General features: G+C 41.7%; 15 protein-coding genes and 1 tRNA gene. 6 read left to right on the top strand and 10 right to left on the bottom strand.

Annotation, left to right across the window (positions count from 1 at the left end; translation table 11 throughout):
* Nucleotides 1-15 precede the first annotated feature (15 nt).
* The 8 genes from rpoB to N523_RS0108285 form a co-directional block, all read right to left on the bottom strand.
* Nucleotides 16-4,041, bottom strand: coding sequence for a DNA-directed RNA polymerase subunit beta (rpoB, locus tag N523_RS0108320; RefSeq protein WP_024602214.1), 4,026 nt, complete (start codon nucleotides 4,039-4,041; stop codon nucleotides 16-18).
* 269 nt (nucleotides 4,042-4,310) lie between these two features.
* Complete coding sequence (gene rplL / locus N523_RS0108315; RefSeq protein WP_013463847.1) at nucleotides 4,311-4,673, bottom strand: 50S ribosomal protein L7/L12; 363 nt, start codon at nucleotides 4,671-4,673, stop codon at nucleotides 4,311-4,313.
* Between the two features lie 74 nt (nucleotides 4,674-4,747).
* Nucleotides 4,748-5,242 carry a 50S ribosomal protein L10 gene (gene rplJ / locus N523_RS0108310; protein WP_013463846.1) on the bottom strand — a complete coding sequence of 165 codons (495 nt, stop codon included), beginning with the start codon at nucleotides 5,240-5,242 and terminating at the stop codon, nucleotides 4,748-4,750.
* Between the two features lie 320 nt (nucleotides 5,243-5,562).
* Complete coding sequence (rplA, locus tag N523_RS0108305; protein ID WP_013463845.1) at nucleotides 5,563-6,267, bottom strand: 50S ribosomal protein L1; 705 nt, start codon at nucleotides 6,265-6,267, stop codon at nucleotides 5,563-5,565.
* 4 nt (nucleotides 6,268-6,271) lie between these two features.
* Nucleotides 6,272-6,700, bottom strand: a complete 429-nt coding sequence (rplK, locus tag N523_RS0108300; RefSeq protein WP_008108462.1) for a 50S ribosomal protein L11 — start codon at nucleotides 6,698-6,700, stop codon at nucleotides 6,272-6,274.
* Nucleotides 6,701-6,917: 217 nt separating this feature from the next.
* Nucleotides 6,918-7,475, bottom strand: a complete 558-nt coding sequence (gene nusG / locus N523_RS0108295) for a transcription termination/antitermination protein NusG (RefSeq protein WP_013463844.1) — start codon at nucleotides 7,473-7,475, stop codon at nucleotides 6,918-6,920.
* Nucleotides 7,476-7,479: 4 nt separating this feature from the next.
* Complete coding sequence (secE, locus tag N523_RS0108290) at nucleotides 7,480-7,857, bottom strand: preprotein translocase subunit SecE (protein ID WP_013463843.1); 378 nt, start codon at nucleotides 7,855-7,857, stop codon at nucleotides 7,480-7,482.
* A gap of 130 nt (nucleotides 7,858-7,987) precedes the next feature.
* Nucleotides 7,988-8,064 (bottom strand) — tRNA-Trp (locus tag N523_RS0108285).
* Nucleotides 8,065-8,229: 165 nt separating this feature from the next.
* Here N523_RS0108285 and N523_RS0108280 point away from each other — a divergent pair.
* Both N523_RS0108280 and N523_RS0108275 read left to right on the top strand, forming a co-directional pair.
* Nucleotides 8,230-12,219 carry a hybrid sensor histidine kinase/response regulator transcription factor gene (locus tag N523_RS0108280; RefSeq protein ID WP_028835954.1) on the top strand — a complete coding sequence of 1,330 codons (3,990 nt, stop codon included), beginning with the start codon at nucleotides 8,230-8,232 and terminating at the stop codon, nucleotides 12,217-12,219.
* Between the two features lie 133 nt (nucleotides 12,220-12,352).
* Complete coding sequence (locus N523_RS0108275) at nucleotides 12,353-13,483, top strand: CsgG/HfaB family protein (protein ID WP_028835953.1); 1,131 nt, start codon at nucleotides 12,353-12,355, stop codon at nucleotides 13,481-13,483.
* Nucleotides 13,484-13,539: 56 nt separating this feature from the next.
* On the opposite strand, the gene N523_RS0108270 is transcribed toward N523_RS0108275, so the two are convergent.
* Together N523_RS0108270 and deoC are read right to left on the bottom strand one after the other, a co-directional pair.
* On the bottom strand, nucleotides 13,540-14,040 hold the full coding sequence (locus N523_RS0108270; RefSeq protein WP_028835952.1) for a hypothetical protein: 501 nt from the start codon (nucleotides 14,038-14,040) through the stop codon (nucleotides 13,540-13,542).
* Entirely contained in the window at nucleotides 14,024-14,776 is a 753-nt protein-coding gene (gene deoC / locus N523_RS0108265) for a deoxyribose-phosphate aldolase (RefSeq protein WP_028835951.1), read from the bottom strand. Before deoC ends, N523_RS0108270 begins: the two co-directional genes overlap by 17 nt.
* A 264-nt stretch (nucleotides 14,777-15,040) precedes the next feature.
* Between deoC and cysG the strand changes: the two genes are divergently transcribed.
* Genes cysG through N523_RS0108245 form a run of 4 tightly spaced genes read left to right on the top strand, consistent with a single transcriptional unit; the run spans nucleotide 15,041 to nucleotide 20,588 of the window.
* A complete protein-coding gene (gene cysG, locus N523_RS0108260) occupies nucleotides 15,041-16,462 on the top strand; it encodes a siroheme synthase CysG (RefSeq protein ID WP_028835950.1) in 1,422 nt (473 codons plus the stop codon).
* 43 nt (nucleotides 16,463-16,505) lie between these two features.
* Nucleotides 16,506-17,405 (top strand): sulfate adenylyltransferase subunit CysD, encoded by a 900-nt coding sequence (cysD, locus tag N523_RS0108255; protein ID WP_013463837.1) that lies wholly within the window; start codon nucleotides 16,506-16,508, stop codon nucleotides 17,403-17,405.
* Nucleotides 17,405-18,829, top strand: coding sequence for a sulfate adenylyltransferase subunit CysN (gene cysN / locus N523_RS0108250; protein WP_028835949.1), 1,425 nt, complete (start codon nucleotides 17,405-17,407; stop codon nucleotides 18,827-18,829). The genes cysD and cysN overlap by 1 nt, the downstream gene beginning before the upstream one ends.
* Nucleotides 18,830-18,863: 34 nt before the next feature.
* Nucleotides 18,864-20,588, top strand: coding sequence for an SLC13 family permease (locus tag N523_RS0108245; RefSeq protein WP_028835948.1), 1,725 nt, complete (start codon nucleotides 18,864-18,866; stop codon nucleotides 20,586-20,588).
* Nucleotides 20,589-20,612: the final 24 nt, after the last annotated feature.

Genomic DNA, 20,612 nt, shown 5'->3' with positions numbered 1-20,612 from the left:
CAGCATCTAATTGGCTTAATTTTCTTCCAACTCGATGTTGATACCCAGTGAGCGGATTTCTTTCAACAATACGTTGAACGATTCTGGCATACCTGGTTCCATTTTATGGTTACCATCAACGATGTTTTTATACATCTTAGTACGACCGTTCACGTCATCCGATTTCACTGTTAGCATTTCTTGTAGCGTGTAAGCAGCACCGTAAGCTTCAAGTGCCCATACTTCCATTTCACCAAAACGCTGGCCACCGAACTGTGCTTTACCACCCAGCGGCTGCTGAGTAACAAGGCTGTAAGAACCAGTAGAACGTGCGTGCATCTTATCGTCAACCAAGTGGTTAAGTTTAAGCATGTACATGTAACCTACAGTTACTTGACGTTCAAACTGATCGCCAGTACGGCCATCATAAAGTGTAACCTGACCACTTCTAGGGTAGCCGCCTAGCTCTAGCATGTCTTTGATTTCGCTTTCTTTCGCGCCATCAAATGCAGGAGTAGCAATCGGTAAACCACCTTTCAAGTTTTCAGCTAAACGACGAATTTCGTCATCAGAGAAACTAGCAATATCCACAACCTGACGAGACTCACCGATCTCATAAGCTTGTTTGATGAATTCGCGTAGCTCATGAAGCTCGCGTTGCTCTTTCATCATTTCTTCTAAGCGCTCACCAATACCACGTGCAGCTAGACCCATATGTGTTTCAAGGATCTGACCGATGTTCATACGTGATGGTACACCTAGTGGATTTAGTACGATATCTACCGTACGACCTTTGTCATCGTATGGCATATCTTCTACTGGTACGATAGTCGAGATAACACCTTTGTTACCGTGACGACCCGCCATTTTATCACCCGGTTGGATACGACGTTTAACAGCTAGGTATACTTTAACAATCTTAAGTACGCCTGGTGCTAAGTCATCACCTTGGGTAATTTTACGACGTTTGTTTTCAAACTTCTTATCGTATTCAGCTTTAAGCTCATCGTACTGTGCAGCTAGTTGCTCAAGTTCAGCTTGCTTGTCTTCTTCAGCAAGGCTTTGAGTTAGTAACTTTTCAGCATTCAGTGACGCTAAGTTGTCTTCATCGAAACCAGCTGCCACAAGTAACTTGCGTGCACGGTCTAAAACACCGGCTTCTAGAATACGGAACTCTTCGTTGAAGTCTTTTTTCGCTTCGCGAAGCTGCATGTCTTCAACTTCTAACGCACGTTTATCTTTTTCAACACCATCACGGGTGAAAACTTGTACGTCGATTACAGTACCAGTTACAGAGTTTGGTACACGTAAAGAGCTGTCTTTAACGTCAGACGCTTTTTCACCGAAGATAGCACGTAGTAGCTTTTCTTCTGGTGTTAATTGCGTTTCGCCTTTCGGAGTCACTTTACCTACTAGGATATCGCCGCCTTTAACTTCAGCACCAATATATACAACACCTGATTCATCAAGCTTGCCTAGTGCAGATTCACCCACGTTCGGGATATCTGCTGTGATCTCTTCTGAGCCTAATTTAGTATCACGGGCAATACACTGTAGTTCTTGAATATGAATAGTCGTTAGACGATCTTCTTCAACTACGCGCTCTGATAGTAAGATTGAATCCTCGAAGTTGTAACCGTTCCATGGCATGAATGCCACGCGAAGGTTTTGACCAAGGGCTAAGTCACCTAAGTCAGTCGAAGGACCATCTGCTAACACATCGCCACGAGTAACCGGTTCACCAACCATGCATGTTGGTTTTTGGTTAATACATGTATTTTGGTTAGAACGTGTGTACTTGGTTAAGTTGTAGATGTCGATGCCCGCTTCACCAGGAATGCGTTCTTCTTCATGTACATTAACAACGATGCGACTTGCGTCGGCATACATTACTTCACCACCACGTTTTGCAACAATCGTTACACCAGAGTCTTTCGCTAGTGTTAACTCAATACCAGTACCTACTAACGGTTTGTCCGCTTTCAATGTTGGTACTGCTTGACGTTGCATGTTTGAACCCATCAATGCACGGTTAGCATCATCGTGTTCTAGGAACGGGATAAGTGCGGCCGCTACAGAGATCACCTGTTGTGGTGATACATCCATATATTGTTGGTCCATGCGACCCATAAAGGTTGATTCACCTTTGTGACGACATGGAATAAGTTCATCTACAAACTCATTGGTTTCAGTTAAGTTTGAGTTCGCCTGTGCGATAACAAACTGACCTTCTTCAATGGCTGATAGGTAATCAACTTCATCAGTTACTACACCGTCTACCACTTTGCGGTAAGGTGTTTCTAAGAAACCGTAGTCATTGGTACGTGCATACGTAGACAATGAGTTAATTAGACCGATGTTTGGACCCTCAGGAGTCTCGATTGGACATACACGACCGTAGTGAGTTACGTGAACGTCACGTACTTCAAAGCCAGCACGCTCACGAGTTAGACCGCCCGGACCTAATGCAGAAATACGACGCTTGTGCGTTACTTCTGATAGCGGGTTATTTTGGTCCATAAACTGTGATAACTGAGACGAGCCGAAGAACTCTTTAACTGCTGCCGAAATAGGCTTAGCGTTAATAAGATCTTGTGGCATGATCGCGTCTAGGTCACCTAAGCTTAAGCGCTCACGTACAGCACGTTCTACACGTACTAAACCTACACGGAATTGGTTCTCAGCCATTTCGCCAACACTACGTATACGACGGTTGCCTAAGTGGTCTATATCATCAACATCGCCAACACCGTTACGAATAGCAATCAATACTTTCATAACCGCTACGATGTCTTCTTTGCTTAATGTGCCAGGGCCTGTGTCTGAATCGTAACCAACACGGCTATTGAACTTCATACGACCTACTGTTGATAAGTCATAGCGTTCTTCTGAGAAGAATAAGTTCTCAAATAAGGCTTCAGCCGCGTCTTTCGTCGGTGGCTCGCCTGGGCGCATCATGCGATAAATTTCTACTAGTGCTTCTAAACGGTTGCTTGACGAGTCAATGTTTAATGTATTTGACATGTAAGCGCCGCTGTCCACTTCATTGATATATAATGTATCAATAGTAGTGTGACCTGCTTTAACCAATTCAGCCATCATTTCAAGCGTTAGCTCGTCATTTGCAGTCGCGATGATTTCACCTGTTGACTCATCAACATAGTTCTTCGCTAATACACGGCCAATGATGTACTCATGTGGTACTTCTAATTGATTAATGCCTTTTTTCTCGATGCTCTTGATGTGGCGAGCCGTAACACGACGACCGCTTTCAACAAGGACTTCACCGTCTTCGCTCTTGATATCAAAAGCGGCAGTTTCACCACGTAAACGTGAAGGTACAAGTTCCATAAGAACTTTACCGTCAGCAATTTCAAACGCAGTAGTATCGAAGAAGATATCTAGGATTTCTTCACTCGTGTACTCAAGTGCACGTAAGATGATAGACGCCGGTAATTTACGACGACGGTCAATACGTACATATAAGTTATCTTTTGCATCAAATTCGAAGTCTAACCATGAACCACGGTAAGGAATTACGCGTGCGTTATAAAGCACTTTACCTGACGAGTGAGTTTTACCGCGGTCGTTATCAAAGAATACACCAGGGCTACGGTGTAGCTGAGAAACGATAACACGCTCTGTACCATTGATTACAAAAGTACCGGTATCGGTCATGAGCGGAATTTCGCCCATGTAAACTTCTTGCTCTTTAATGTCTTTAACTGTGCCTGGAGCTTCTTTGTCCATTACTACAAGACGCAGTTTCACGCGAAGTGGAGCAGAATAAGTCACACCGCGAATTTGACATTCTTTTACATCGAATACTGGCTCACCAATACGATAACTTACGTATTGAAGCTCAGAATTTCCCGAGTAGCTTTTAATTGGGAACACAGAACGGAAGGCAGCTTCCAAACCATGATCGCCATCAGCGTCCGGGACTAAGAATTTTTTAAACGATTCTAACTGCGTCGACAGTAAGAAAGGTATATCCAAAACTTGTGGACGTTTACCAAAATCCTTACGGATACGTTTCTTTTCAGAATAAGAGTAAGCCATGGGGTTCCTCAGCTTGCTGATCTTTGACCCGACCTGTTCTTGTAAGAACAGACTTAACTGGCATCTATGCCAAGATGTACAACATTTAACTGTTGTTCCAACTTAATCCCACCTCAACACTAGCAAACTATAAAGCGTTGAAATTAAAGAATAAATCAGATTTTATTTGCGCTATAAGAATAGTCGCTCTATAGCGCAAAAAGGCCGGTGATTAAATAATCACCAGCCCTTGCCTGATTTCTCAGGCAGCGAACCTAGCAAAAGCTAGATTACTTAACCTCAACTTCAGCACCAGCTTCAGTAAGTTCTTTAGCAAGAGCTTCAGCTTCTTCCTTAGAAATACCTTCTTTAACTGGAGTTGGAGCAGCTTCAACAAGTGCTTTAGCTTCTTTTAAGCCAAGACCAGTTGCGCCACGAACAGCTTTGATTGCCGCAACTTTATTAGCGCCAGCGCCAGTAAGGATTACGTCAAATTCTGTTTTCTCTTCAGCAGCTTCAGCAGCAGGACCTGCTACCATAGCAGCTGCAGCAGTTACGCCGAATTTTTCTTCCATTGCTTCAACTAGAGCAACAACGTCCATTACTGACATTTCAGCAATTGCGTCAAGGATTTGGTCTTTAGTTACAGACATTACAAATTTCCTAATAATTAACGGACTCTAAGGTCCAAATAAATTTACACCGAAAGGGATTAAACAACTTAAAATTAAGCAGCTTGCTCTTCTTTCTGTACACGTACTGCTTCAATTGTTTTACACAATTTGCCAGCAGACGCTTCTTTCATAGCGCTCATTAAGCGTGCAACAGCTTCGTCGTATGTAGGTAGAGTTGCAAGCATAGCTGCGTCTACTACATTACCTTCAAAAGCGGCCATCTTAAGTTCGAAATGCTCATTCTTTTTCGCGAAATCTGAGAAGATACGCGCAGCTGCACCTGGGTGCTCTGATGAGAAAGCGATTAAGCTTGGACCAACTAATGAGTCAGAAAGGCACTCAAACTCTGTACCTTCAAAAGCACGTTTTGCTAAAGTGTTACGGACAACTTTCATCCAAACACCATTTGCACGAGCTTCTTTACGAAGGGCAGTGATTGCACCAACTGTTACACCACGAGAATCTGCAACAACTGCAGAAAGAGCACCATTGGCTGCTTCGTTGACTTCAGCAACAATTGCTTTTTTGCCTTGAAGATTTAAAGCCATGGGTGTTACTCCTGGTTTAATGGGTTACCGTTTATCGGCTTCCCTGTTTTACTCTTCCCCATCAATAAAGATGGAGATGCTTTTTACGGCGAGAGCCAGAAGATTAGGAAAAATCTATCTGGGGATTCACACCGTCTACGTAGGTAATATTAAGGCCGAAGCCGCCTACGGTCTTGGACGGAAGGCCAATTTATCGCGTTGCCCAAAGGCGCTTCGAAATTATGGACTTCAACCCGAATTCTTTACTTTGCGATTAACTAAATTAATCAACAAAATGGCGCAAAATTATAGTACAAATTTCACGCCATGTAAACACTCAATTAAGCAACAACTGTGCTTAAAGTGCTTTGGTCAACAGAAACACCTGCGCCCATTGTTGTAGAGATAGTTACTTTCTTCAAGTAAACACCTTTAGCTTGAGAAGGTTTAGCCTTCTTAAGCGCAACAATTAGAGCTTCAAGGTTTTGTTGTAACTGCTCAGCAGTGAAATCAACCTTACCAATCGTAGTATGGATGATACCATTTTTGTCATTGCGGTAACGCACTTGACCTGCTTTCGCATTTTTAACTGCTTCTGCAACGTTAGGTGTTACAGTACCAGTTTTAGGGTTTGGCATTAGACCACGTGGGCCTAAGATTTGACCTAGTTGACCAACAACACGCATAGCGTCTGGTGATGCAACAACAACGTCAAAATTCATCTCGCCTTTCTTAACTAGTTCAGCAAGATCTTCCATGCCTACTAATTCAGCACCGGCTTCTTTTGCAGCTTCTGCATTAGCGCCTTGAGTGAATACAGCAACACGAACGTCACGACCAGTACCGTTAGGTAGTACAGTCGCACCACGAACGTTTTGATCAGATTTACGAGCATCGATACCAAGGTTAACAGCAACGTCAACACTTTCTACGAATTTAGCTGTCGCTAATTCTTTTAAAAGAGCAACTGCTTCGTTAATTTCGTAATCTTTAGTTACTTCCACTTTTTCGCGGATAGTACGCATACGTTTAGTTAATTTAGCCATTATCTTAGTCCTCTACGTTCAAGCCCATCGCACGCGCAGAACCTGCGATAGTGCGAACCGCAGCTTCTAAATCAGAAGCTGTAAGGTCTGGTTTCTTTGTCTCAACGATTTCTTCAAGTTGAGCACGAGTTACTGTGCCTACTTTTTCAGTGTTAGGACGGCCTGAACCAGATTTGATACCTGCAGCTTTCTTAAGTAAGTAAGCAGCCGGTGGCGTTTTCATGTCGAACGTAAATGAACGGTCGCCGTAAACAGAGATCACTACAGGAACTGGAGCGCCTTTTTCGATAGATTCTGTACGTGCGTTGAACGCTTTACAGAATTCCATGATGTTTACACCGTGTTGACCTAGTGCTGGACCTACTGGAGGACTAGGGTTAGCCATACCAGCAGCAACTTGTAGCTTGATTAGAGCTTCAACTTTCTTAGCCATTATAAATACCTCATTAGGTGGGTCTTAGCCTTGTGCGCGCGAGGACGCGTACTCTAGCGGCTTCCCAGTTTAAAAATTGGTTTCTCACTTTTTAGTAAACAGTTAAACAAACGTTTTCCCTGAATACAAAAAGGCCGCTGATTATAAGTTAATCAGCGGCCTTTTTCAAGCTTCGTGCCAAAAATTAAGAAACTTTTAACACAACGCTTTAAATCAATTACTTATCTTGTTCAACTTGACCAAACTCAAGTTCAACTGGCGTAGAACGACCAAAAATAAGTACCGATACTTTTACGCGGCTCTTTTCGTAGTCAACTTCTTCAACCACACCACTAAAGTCAGCAAATGGACCATCAGTAACACGAACCACTTCACCTGGTTCAAATAATGTTGCTGGTTTAGGCGCTTCAGCGTTTTCTTGTAGGCGATTAAGAATGCGATCAGCTTCTTTAGAACTAATTGGTGCAGGACGGTCTGATGTGCCACCAATAAAGCCCATAACACGTTCAGTGCTATTTACTAAGTGCCAGCTTGCATCGTTCATATCCATTTGTACTAGTACGTAACCTGGGAAGAATTTACGCTCAGACTTACGCTTTTGACCAGCACGCATCTCAACTACTTCTTCAGTAGGAACTAATACTTCACCAAAGCTATCTTCTAGGCCTTTGATTTTAATGTGCTCTAATAATGTTTGAGCAACACGCTTCTCATAACCTGAGAAAGCTTGTACTACGTACCAACGTAGTTTCTTTTCGTTATTCTCATCCGACATGGGATCAGATCTCCAATCCAGTTAAAAAGCCTACAGCGCGGAATAAAATGCCATCTAATCCCCAAAGGATAAGTGCCATAATCACTGTTGCAACCATTACGATTAATGTCGTGTGCGTTGTTTCTTGACGCGTTGGCCAAATTACTTTGCGTACTTCAATACGCGCTTCTTTAGCAAAAGCAAGGAAGGTACGTCCCTTAAAAGTTTGCGAAGCAATAGCTAAACCCGCCGCTATTGCAACCACAACGCCAATAGCACGTAGTAATACAGACTGATCTGCAAACATATGATTACCAACGACTGCGCCTGCAAGTAGCGCAATTGCTACTAACCACTTTACTGACTCCATCCCACTTGATGGTGTTTCTATATTCGTGCTCATAATATTATTACCTTAACTACAGACACAACAACCCTGCACGTCGACAGGGTTAATCCATTAAAATCTAAACTTAAAAACAAGCTTACTCAAACCGATTTTTAGTTCTAGACTTTATTCACTTTGTAAAAATTGGCAGGGGCGGAGAGATTCGAACTCCCAACCGTCGGTTTTGGAGACCGCTGTTCTACCAATTGGAACTACGCCCCTGCAAAGTGGATGCCTATTATACTTACGCAATTCATTAACACAAGAGTAAAAAGATACCCATAACTTAAAATCTCATTGGCCACACTCAAAATCAAACTTAACATTAATAAAAAAGCAGTTTATGATTGTTTCACTTTTAGGAATATTAATAGCACAAGGAAGCGGGTGCATTTACTTCATACACTTTACAAAATCGTGATTCTAAGCGTTTTATGCTTATTTCACAGTGCACTCGTCGCGCGCCCTATTCACTTAGATACATATTCTAGTGAACAGGGGTTATCGCAAAATTCGATTACTTGCAGTATCACTGACAAGCAAGGGTTTCACTGGTTTTCGACACAAGGCGGTCTTAATCGCTTTGATGGTTATGAGTTTAAACGCTTTAAGTCTCACCCTACTGAGGCTAGCATTTCAGGAAACTGGGTCACCGATTGTCTGGCTGCCGATCAACATGCTATTTGGTTTTCTACCGCCAGTAATGGTTTAAATTTACTTGATACTCAAACCGGCCAATTTAAGGTTTTTAATACGCACACTGAGTTGGCTATTACTGATAACCGCATTTGGTCATTAGCTTCAGATAGCCTAAATAATATTTGGTTAGGTCATGAGCATGGAAAGTTAACGCGTCTAAATATAGTCAAGAATGAAGTAGAGTCGTTTAGCTATAATAGCCCCGAGCAAGCTAATACAGTCATACAAGATAGTGTTATAGATACACAACAGAATATCTGGTTAGCAACCAACGAAGGATTAATTAAGTTTAACCCAAAGCATAAAACCTTTAATCACATTGCGGGAAGTCATAAAAATTTATGGCGGCTGCAATTAAATGCACAAGGGCAGCTATTAGTAGCAAGCAAACAAGGGCTTAGCCTATTTAACCCTAAAACAGAGGCTTTTCTAGAGTTTGCTCAGTTTGCAGGTGTATGGATCACCGATATCTTAGTTGACGACACCGATACCTTGTGGCTAACAAGTTATGGTAAAGGTTTATTTTACAAAACAGAGCAAAGTACATCTAAAAATAATTTTCAGCACATACCGCACAATAAGCAGCAACTAAATGGGCTTGCTAATGATTACCTATTGTCACTTTATCAAGATCGGTTCGGTATCATTTGGATTGGTACAGATGGCTATGGGTTACAACGTTATGATAAAAAGCAAAATCAATTTTCGCATCAACAGCACTTGAGCGATGATGACAATACCATTAGTCATAATTTTGTTCGCGCTCTACTCAAAGATACACAAGGCCAATTATGGGTTGGTACTCGTGACGGTTTAAACAAACAAACCGACACAGGTTTTAAGCACTATAAAGTTAACTCAAAATTACAAAGCGGCCTAACCAATAATAATGTCTTTAGCCTGCATGAAGATAACAAGCAGCGACTTTGGATTGGCACTTATGGCGGCGGATTACTGCAATATAAACCAACTGAAGATAATTTTATTACCTATACAATGCAAAGCCATCAGCTTAGCAGCGATCGTGTTTATGCGATAACGAGCGATCCTAAAGGAAATTTATGGCTAGGTAGCAATCAAGGTTTAACACGCTTTAATCCCGACACCTTAGAGGTTCAACATTACAAGCACGACGACTCGACTAATAGTCTTGCTAACAATACCGTGTTTACTCTGCTTTTTGATCACAATGCGAACGGATTATGGGTCGGGACGCGTGCAGGTTTAGATTATCTAAGCATGGAAGATGAATCATTTACTCATTACCCCGCCAATCAGGCATCGCAAACGGGTTTAAGCCATAATATGGTCACCTCTTTGCACCTGCAAAATAACGATACTTTATGGGTGGGTACCTTTGGTGGTTTAAACCGCCTTGATAAAAAAACACAAAAAATCTCTTACATTACCGAACATGATGGATTACTAAACGATAATATTTTTGCCATTAAAGATGATAGTAAAGGCTACTTATGGCTAAGCAGTAACCAAGGGCTCACTCGCTATAATCCCACGAATCAAGCTATGCAGCATTTTTTACCTCGTGACGGCGTGCAGCATAATTCGTTTATTTTAGGTGCCGCTTTTCAAGCACCTGATGGCGAGCTATTTTTTGGCGGAATCAATGGCTTTAATCAGTTTTACCCTAGTAAACTGCAACTGAGTACTTCAGCCCCAACCCCAGTATTAACTGAGCTATTAATTTACAACCAAGCAAGTGAAACAAAAAACTACTTAACAGATAAAAAACAGCCCGCAAAACTAATAAACCATACTAAAAAACTCTCTTTTCCAACCAGCCAAGGGGTCATTGGCTTTAAATATGCCGCCATTAATAACGCTTCATCGGCTAATCAATACCAGTATGCTTACAAGCTAAATGGTTTAGATAAGCAATTTATCTATACCGATGCAAGCCAACGACAAGTTAACTATTCACAGCTAAGTGCAGGTAACTATCAATTACAATTAAAAGTAAAAGATCAATACGGGCAATGGAGCAAAGTTCACACTATGCTAAAGCTGACAGTAACGCCTCCTTGGTGGCAAACGCAATTAGCCTATGTGGCTTATTTTATAATAGTTTTGATTATTACATGGTTAATTTTAGCGTCACGCTATCGAGCTAAAACCGCAGAGCAACTCATTCAACAAGAAAGAAAGCTCAATCAACTAAAGACCCAATTTTTAGATAACATTAGTCATGAACTTAAAACGCCATTGAGCTTAATTTTAGCGCCAGTAGAAAACTTACAACAGCAACAACTTGGTGCTCAAGCACAACAACAAGTTTCTATAATTAAGCGCAACGGGAACCGTCTGCTTAATTTAATCAATGAGTTATTACAGTTAAGTCAGCGTCCAAGTTCGGCTACAGAGTATGTATCCGCTTATTCTTTAAGCCCTTTTGTAGCGCAAATAGTAGACGACTTTGCTATTTTGTTTGCCCAAAAAAATATTAATTTTTCCTTTAAAGACACGACACAACAGCCTAGTTACATAAATTTAGAAACTAAACATACTTTATCTATTATTGATAATTTATTGACCAATGCACTTAAATACACCCCATCAGATGGAACCGTTAATCTAACGCTTTCTAACACAAACAATAATGTTGTTATAACGGTATCTGATACTGGTATTGGTATTGAAGAGCACCAGCAAGCGCTTATTTTTGAACGCTTTACTCGTATTGCAACACACAACCAAACAGGCAGTGGTATAGGTCTCGCTCTGGTTAAGCAGCTTGTAGAGCAATACGACGGGCAAATTTCATTAGCCAGTAAAATAAACAAAGGAAGTTGTTTTACAGTCACGTTGCCATTGTGTGAATCAGATAACTTATTAACGGATAAACAACTAGCGTCCTCTCAAACTATGCTGGTAGAAAACAACAAAAAACTACTCATTGTTGAAGATAACGAGGAAATGCGTGAGTTACTGGTTTCATTATTTAGTGATAACTACACCTGCCTCACCGCTAATAATGGAGAAGAAGGGCTAGTGCTGTGCCAAACTCAAATGCCCGATATAGTGCTCAGTGACGTAATGATGCCTACGATGGATGGATATCAACTTCTCAGTGCCATTCGCTCAGATATTTCGATAAACCATATTCCTGTTTTATTACTCTCTGCCAAAGCAGACAGTAATAGCCGTATAAAAGGGCTTGATTTACTGGCCGATGACTACCTGTGTAAACCCTTTGAAGCATCATTATTAAAGAGTCGGATTCATGGCTTATTAGGTATTCGTGATGCGTTAAATAAACACTTAGTTAAACAGTTATCAGCTCAAGTACATGCTGTGACCTTAGATGCGCAAATAGAGCAGAATAAAGATTACACATTTACAGAACGCTTAAAAACAATCTTGCGCGACAATTATCAAAATGAACTGTTTAGCGTCGAAGAGTTTGCCAGCGCAATGTGTTTGAGCCCTCGCGCACTGCAATTAAAAATGAAAGCACTTTTTGACATTACACCCAGCGATTACATTCGCAATACCCGTCTAGAATATGCAGCAAAATTATTAGCTGATAGCGACTTAACCATAGGTTTAGTTGCAGATAACACCGGCTTTAGTTCTCAAAGTTACTTTGCTCGTTGCTTTAAAGCCAAATATACAGTGACACCTAAACAATATAGAGAAGCACAAACATGCAAAAGTAATTAGCTTCGCATCTGTACTCAAAGCTTTCGCCTGAGTACTATTTTTAAGCTACTGATTTATTTAAATTAACCTTAATTAGCCATTGCTAAAAAAATAACTACAAATGTAATTAAGCACATAAATTAAGGAAAATCCTATGCTCTCATCCATACAAAAAACGCTACTTGCCACAGCATTAATAACCAGCTTAAGCGCATGCCAAAGCACCTCAACAAACGTTACTTCAAATCAAAACTCGCCTGACATTAATGAAGTAAGCAAACAGCAATACAATGGCCCTAAAGCACGTATCGCCGTGGCACGTTTCACTGATAAGTCGAATAACTCTAGATGGTGGCGAAAAGAAATTGGTGAAGGTATGGCAGATCAACTTACCACCGCACTTGTTGGTACTAATCGCTTTATTGTATTAGAGCGCCAAGCACTAGATGCTGTGCTTTCAGAGCAAGATTTAGCTGTATCAGGCAGAGTGAGTGCACAATCGGGTGCAGCATATGGCGAAATTGAAGGCGCTGAGATTGTCGTCGTTGCAGCGGTTACTGAATTTGATGATGACAGTTCAGGGGCAAGTGTTGGTTCAGGCGGCTTTATTGGTGATGTGTTTAGTTCTGTTTCAGCTGGCTTTTCTGGATCGCATATGGCTATTGACCTACGCTTAATTGATACACGCACTTCACGTATTCTGGCCGCTACTAGCGTTGAGGGTGACAGCAAAGATTTTGATTTTACCAGCGCAGCGACTAACTTTGGTGGTGCACTCGTTGGAGGAAGCCTTAGTGGTTGGTCAGACACTCCAAAAGAAAAGGCACTACGAGAAGTAATAATTAAAGCCGTTGAATTTTTAGAAACTAAAATTCCAGATACCTACTATCGTTATAACCAAAACAACACGCTTGCAGCAGGCTATACAGCGCCACCGCCGCCAAAAGTAACTAGTAAAAAAGCAGCACCTGCTGCTGTCGCTGTTGATGTGCCGAATCATAGAATGCCACATTATGAAAAAATGGATTTGGCTATGTCTCGTATGAACTTGGTTTGCTTAGGCTATTTAAAAAACCAACCTGATTATGAAGAATTTGAGACTGAAGACGTAAGATATGACCGTCAAACTGTATTAGCACTACGCGAATATCAACAAGAAAAGAGCTTGAAAGTAACAGGCCTTGCCGATGAAACAACAAAGAAATCTTTAGATGACTCAAAATGTTTAGCAAAAACTCAACAGTCAGGGCTAGAAAGCTTAGGCAACATGTTTAAGTTTAACTAATCAGCATCTTTGATTTTTAATCAAGCAATAAAAAAGCGGCTACTCTATAGCCGCTTTTAATCTACTCGTAATAACTCACCGCGATAAAAATCACACAGTAACCATATTTGTTCAAATTGATGGGTATTTGGAAAACATACTTTTTTGACTGCCGCTTCAAAGTCGCTCTTATGCCAAATAGTACTAGCGTTACGAATTAACAACCACGTACGCTTTGAATAATAACGCTTAGTCGCTTTTTGTTTTAATAAGCGCTCCAACGCTGATTGCAACCGGTGTTCGCTTGGTTGTTGCGCCATGTCGGCTAAATCACGCTGCATTTGTATCGACAGTGGCCGGCCTAACACGGCCATGGCTTCCGTTTCACTGGCGTATAAATGCGCCACCTCTATATCGAGTTTCTGATTTTCTTGATAACAGCTTACATCGGGTCTATTTGGTTCATTGTGCCAAATATGGCGCATATGAATTCCCGTTTGCTGTTCATAACATCGCAAAAACAACTTGGCCGCATCGTGCTCTAATTGTTGTTTTTCGGCATCACTGCTGCGCTTCATTCAACACCTTATAAACGTCATTTAACAGCGATGAAGCGCCAAACCTAAATGTTTCTGGTGCTAAATAATCATGCCCCATAATCTCGGTTGCTAGTTGCAAATAAGCATTTGCATCTACTGCGGTCTTGACTCCACCAGCCGCCTTAAAACCAACTCGCTTTGATGATTTTTTGATGGCTTTAAGCATTATTTCAGTTGCTTCAAGCGTGGCATTTACTGCTACTTTTCCTGTACTGGTTTTTACAAAATCAGCTCCGCCTTGAATGGCAAGCTCGGTTGCTTGAGTAATAAATGCTGCTGTTTTTAGCTCGCCAGTTTCAATGATCACTTTGAGCTTAGCACGGCTGCCACATACCTTTTTACTTTCACTAACGTATTCCAGCACGGTATCGGCTTCACCTTTTAAAAGCGCTTTATAAGGAATAACTAGGTCAATTTCATCGGCCCCCCGCTCTATGGCTATCAGGGTTTCATTGAGTACTTCATTGAGTGGTGCATCACCAGAGGGAAAGTTAGTTACGGTGGCCACCTTTACATGGCTCAATAAGCGATTAGCAAGTGCTATTTTAGCGTCATCAACAAATTCACTAAACACACAAAGCGCAGCAGGCGTGCCTAGCTTAGGGTTTATACTGTTTACTAATGCGTTAATACTGGCTTGACTATCATCAGTGTTTAAACTGGTTAAGTCCATTAAGCTAACGGCTAGCGTGGCGTTTTGAGTATTGTTTGTCATTTTATGCCTATGAAATTGTGTGACCTTAAACTATATAAGAGCATCATAGCTTAAACTTGCTATAGCTCATAACCAAACACTATAAGCGCGTTTTTTATACTAAATGTCACTCTACCCCTTACTAAATACGATTTAGACCTAAAAAACATGATTCATATAACTTTTAAGAATATCAACTAAGATTTAATTATTTTTTACTTATCAATAGCCACTATATTCTGCTTCTCAGTTAAACACTTTATTATTTTTTAGGGGCGTTATTCAGTGCAATATTTACCTATCTTTACCAAACTCGACAACAAACCCGTATTGGTTGTTGGCGGTGGAGAGGTTGCCTTGCGAAAATGCCGTGCGTTTTTAAAAGCACGTGCCGGTGTAACGCTAGTTGCCCCTTGGTTTTGCGAAGAATTAAAAGAACATGCGCATAATAATGAAGTAACATTAATAGATGCCTATTTTGAAGAGTCGCATCTTGATGGCAAAATTTTGATTATTGCCGCCACCGACAACGATGAAGTAAACAACACCGTATTTGAACTCGCCAATGCGCGTAATGTGTTTGTGAACGTGGTGGATGATCAACCTAAATGTACCTTTATTTTCCCCTCTATTGTTGATCGCAACCCAATTACCATTGCGATTTCAAGTGCAGGTACCGCGCCGGTTTTAGCAAGGCGCTTACGTGAAAAGCTCGAAACACTTATTCCGCAGCATATCGGCCCACTCGCTAACTTGGTCGGTGGCTTTCGCCATAAAGTAAAGCAACGCTTTAAACATTTTGCTGATCGTCGCCAATTTTGGGAAGGCGTGTTTGATTCATCAGTAGTAAGCAAAGTCCAAACCGGTGATACCCATGGCGCTGAGCAACAACTAGAGCAAATGCTGGATGCCAAAGTTGAACCAGAAGGCGAAGTATACGTAGTCGGTGCAGGCCCTGGCGACCCAGAGCTACTCACACTAAAAGCGCTGCAACTAATGCAACAAGCCGATGTGGTGGTATATGATTACTTGGTATCCGATGAGATCATGGAATTAGTGCGTCGCGATGCCGATTTAATCTGTGTGGGTAAGCGCTTAGGCGATCACAGCGTAGCTCAAGAAGATACAAATAAGATGTTGGTTGATTTAGCACAACAAGGTAAAAAAGTATGCCGAATTAAAGGGGGCGACCCATTTATTTATGGCCGTGGTGGCGAAGAAGTCCAAGTACTGGCAGCCAATAACGTAAATTACCAAATAGTGCCAGGTATAACGGCAGCCGCGGGATGTAGTGCCTACGCAGGTATTCCTTTAACGCATCGCGACCATGCTCAGGCTATTCAGTTTGTTACCGGACACTGCAAAAAAGAAGGACAAGAACTTAATTGGCAGTCGCTTGCACAAAAAAACCAAACACTGGCTATTTATATGGGGGTAATTAAATCGCCGCATATTCAAGCCGAGCTATTAAAACATGGGCGAGCAGCAACAACACCAGTGGCCATAATTGAAAACGGCACACGCAAAAATCAACGTGTTGTCACAGGACAGTTAGACCAATTAGCGCAGCTCATTGAGCAGCATCAAATTATTTCACCCGCTTTACTGATTATTGGTGAAGTAGCTTCGCTGCATCAAGAATTACACTGGTTTGGCGAAAAAGCACAGATCAGTAGCTTTGCTCAGCCGCTGACAGACGTAGCGTAGTTTAACAGATTTTAATTTTATCATTTTAGTAGGACGACCAACAATGGCTTTAACTCACCTTCAGCAACTTGAAGCTGAAAGTATCAAAATCATGCGCGAAGTCGCCGCTGAGTTTGAGAACCCAGTTATGCTTTACTCAATCGGTAAAGACTCATCGGTACTTTTGCACTTAGCTCGTAAAGCATTTTACCCTGCAAAAATTCCGTTTCCGTTATTACACGTAGACACCAACTGGAAGTTTCGTGAAATGATTGAGTTTCGCGACCGTTTAGCCAAAGAGTATGGCTTTGATTTAATCGTACACAAAAACCCTGAAGGCATCGAAATGGGTGTAGGCCCATTCACCCATGGTTCGGGTAAACATACCGATATCATGAAAACCCAAGGATTAAAGCAAGCGCTCAACAAGTACGGTTTTGATGCAGCATTTGGTGGCGCACGCCGTGATGAGGAAAAATCACGGGCTAAAGAGCGCGTGTATTCATTTCGTGATAAACACCATCGCTGGGATCCTAAAAACCAACGTCCTGAGCTTTGGAATACCTATAACAGCCAAGTGAATCCAGGTGAAAGTATTCGTGTATTCCCATTATCTAACTGGACTGAACTAGATATTTGGCAATACATTTATCAAGAAAATATCGAAATGGTGCCACTGTACCTTGCTAAAGAGCGCCCTGTAGTAGAACGCGACGGTACCTTAATCATGGTAGATGACGATCGCATGCCGCTTAATGAAGGTGAAGTACCACAAATGAAGTCGGTTCGCTTTAGAACCTTAGGCTGTTATCCACTCACTGGCGCGGTTGAATCAACGGCAAGCAGCCTAACAGAAATTATTGAAGAAATGTTGCTATCGTCGTCATCTGAACGTGAAGGTCGGGTGATTGATCATGATTCAGCAGGCTCTATGGAGAAGAAAAAACGTGAGGGGTATTTCTAATGTCTAACCTAAATAACGATACATTTAACGAAGTAAAAGAAATTGGTATAGACGCTTACCTAGCACGTCAACAAGATAAAAGCTTATTACGTATGCTAACGTGTGGCAGCGTGGATGATGGTAAATCAACCCTAATTGGCCGCCTACTGCACGATAGTCACCAAATTTATGAAGATCAGCTAGCTGCACTTCATAAAGATAACGAAAAAGTAGGTAATGCCGGTGAAGAACTTGATTTAGCATTGTTAGTTGATGGCCTACAAGCTGAGCGTGAGCAAGGCATAACAATTGACGTAGCGTACCGTTATTTCTCAACCGCTAAGCGTAAGTTTATTATTGCCGACACCCCTGGGCATGAGCAGTACACCCGTAACATGGTAACGGGTGCATCAACCAGTGATGTTGCCATTATTTTAGTGGATGCACGTTATGGTGTGCAGGTACAAACTAAGCGCCATAGCTTTATTTGTGACTCATTAGGCATTAAACAGTTTGTGGTTGCGGTTAACAAAATGGATATTGTTGATTTTGACGAAACCGTTTATGAAAAAATTAAAGCCGATTATTTAAAATTTGCCGAGCAACTTAACGTATCAAACATTAAGTTTGTGCCTATGTCGGCGCTTAAAGGCGATAATGTAGTAACTCGCTCTGCACACACTCCTTATTACACCGACAAACCATTGCTTGAGCTGTTAGAAGACTCTCCGGCAGCTGAGATCGACACTGGTTTTGAAGCGCGCCTTCCGGTGCAGTATGTGGTTCGCCCTAATTTAAACTTCCGTGGTTTTCAAGGCACGCTGACCTCGGGTAAATTACGCGTTGGCGATGAGATAAAAGTACTACCTTCAGGTAAAACATCCAATATTAAAGAGATTGTTACTTTTGATGGCAACCTCGACACCGCCGAAGCAGGCCAAGCAATCACGGTTACTCTTAATACTGAAATAGATATTAGCCGAGGGGACGTTATTGTGCCTGCGAATTCGCAAGCTCAAGTAACCAACCAGTTACAGGCTAAAATTGTGTGGATGCACGAATCGCCATTGGTACTAGGTAAAAGCTATAACCTAAAACTAGGCAGCAAAAACACCTCGGCTATGGTCACTAAAATAGACCACACTATTGATGTAAACACCCTAGAGCATGGCAGCGCAGATTCATTACAGTTAAACGAAATTGCGATTGTGACACTGGAGCTCACCGAGACTATTTTAGCGGATCAGTACCATCACAATCATGAAACTGGTTCGTTTATTCTTATTGACCGTTTATCAAACTTAACGGTTGCAGCAGGAATGATAGAACAGGTACTACAAAGTGAAGAAAATGCGGGTAAATTTAGCGACTTTGAAGTTGAGTTTAATGCCCTCGTACGCAAGCACTTTCCACATTGGCAAGCGCTTGATATTTCAAAGCTATAACGTTTAATAACCGCCTGTTAGGAATATTTAAAGCATGGTAGAACAGCTCATTTTAACAGGCATTATGTTGCTTTTAGTCGGGTGCCTATTTGGCACCCGTATTAACCCTGCGTGGTTATTTGTCAGTGCCATAGGCACCAGCTACCTAACCGGGTTAATTGACTTAGAAAACATGCTGGTTAATTATACTAACCCATCATTAATTACCTTAGTGTTATTAATTTTAGTGTCGATAGCGATAGAAAAAACCACGCTTATTCAACGCTTAGCTAAATCGTTATCCAGTGGCAGTTTAGTTAAATCAGTGACCAAGCTTGGGCTTTCTACAGCGTTTTTGTCTTCCTTTACTAACAATACCGCGGTGGTTGCCTCCTTAATTACCGCCATAAAAGATAACCCAAACCACTCCCCTTCAAAGCTGTTGCTACCCTTGTCGTACACCGCAATTTTAGGCGGTACTATTACACTCATCGGTACCTCTACTAACTTAATCGTAAATGGCTTTGCAGTAGATGCGGGGATGGCGCCATTAGGCTTTTTTGATTTTACCTTAGTGGGTTTAGGCGCACTCAGTGTGGGCTTAATCACTATTTTAGTGATGCTAAAATGCCTGCCCGACAACGGTAAAAATAGCCAAGAAGTGGTGCCTTTTTATTTAGAAGGGAAAGTACAAACCGGCTCTAAACTAATAAACTGCACCGTAGAAGAAAACGGTTTACGCGATTTAAAAGACTTGTTTTTGGCTGAAATTATTCGCGATGGCAATCGCATTTGCGCCGTGACCCCCCAACATATTATTCAACAAGACGACATACTGCTGTTTGTAGGCGATATAAAGTCGGTACCTTTGCTCACTCGCTTTGACGGCTTAAAAGTGGTGCATGACAAACACGAAAAAGACATAGAGCACCTCGTTGAAGTTGTCGTTAGTCAGTCGTCTAAATTAATTGGCAAAACGGTAAAAGAAGCCCGCTTTAGAGAGCAATTTCATGCGGCCGTTATTGCTATTCGCCGTGGTCATGACCGTTTACAAGGCGGGCTTGGGCAAGTGCGCTTACAAGCGGGTGACTCATTAATCCTCGCCCCTGGTAAAAGCTTTTATGACTTAACTAACTTAAAGCGCGAATTTGTGTATATTTCAGGGCTTGATTTACAAACCCACCTCGGTGCAAAACAATCAAACATTGTATTGTTAAGTTTTGCAGGTGTGCTGGGGTTAAGTATTTTAGGTGCAGTACCGCTGGTTAAAGGCTTATTAGTGTTACTTATTGGGCTGATGCTGTGTGGCACGATTAAGCTGAGCGAAATAAAACGCCGCTTTCCTATTGAGTTACTTGCCGTAGTAGGCAGTGCCATAGGTTTAGCTAAGCTAATGATAGGCACCGGCCTTGCTGGGCAAATATCAGGCGCCATGTTTGTAGTGCTTGGCGACTTTGGCCCTTATGGCGCGTTTATCGCAATCTTTTTAATGACGGTGTTATTTACCGAATTGATCACTAATAACGCCGCAGCGGCACTGTCGTTTCCGGTTGCCTACTCATTGGCTATTGGCTTTAACGTAGAACCTTTGCCGTTTATTATGGCGGTTGCATTTGGTGCCTCAGCCAGCTTTATTTCACCTTTTGGTTATCAAACTAACTTAATGGTTTATAGCGCGGGTAACTACCGACTAAAAGACTATGTAATGATGGGGCTACCCCTTTCTATTATTTATTCAATTACCGTACTAACTTTGATCCCGCTGGTATTTCCGTTTTAATGCCCGCGCTTATAGCATAAAGAG

Source organism: Pseudoalteromonas sp. 23_GOM-1509m, assembly GCF_000518425.1.
Lineage (GTDB): Bacteria > Pseudomonadota > Gammaproteobacteria > Enterobacterales > Alteromonadaceae > Pseudoalteromonas > Pseudoalteromonas tetraodonis.
The sequence above is the reverse complement of the archived record's forward strand: the minus strand, read 5'-3'. Positions and strand labels throughout refer to the sequence as shown.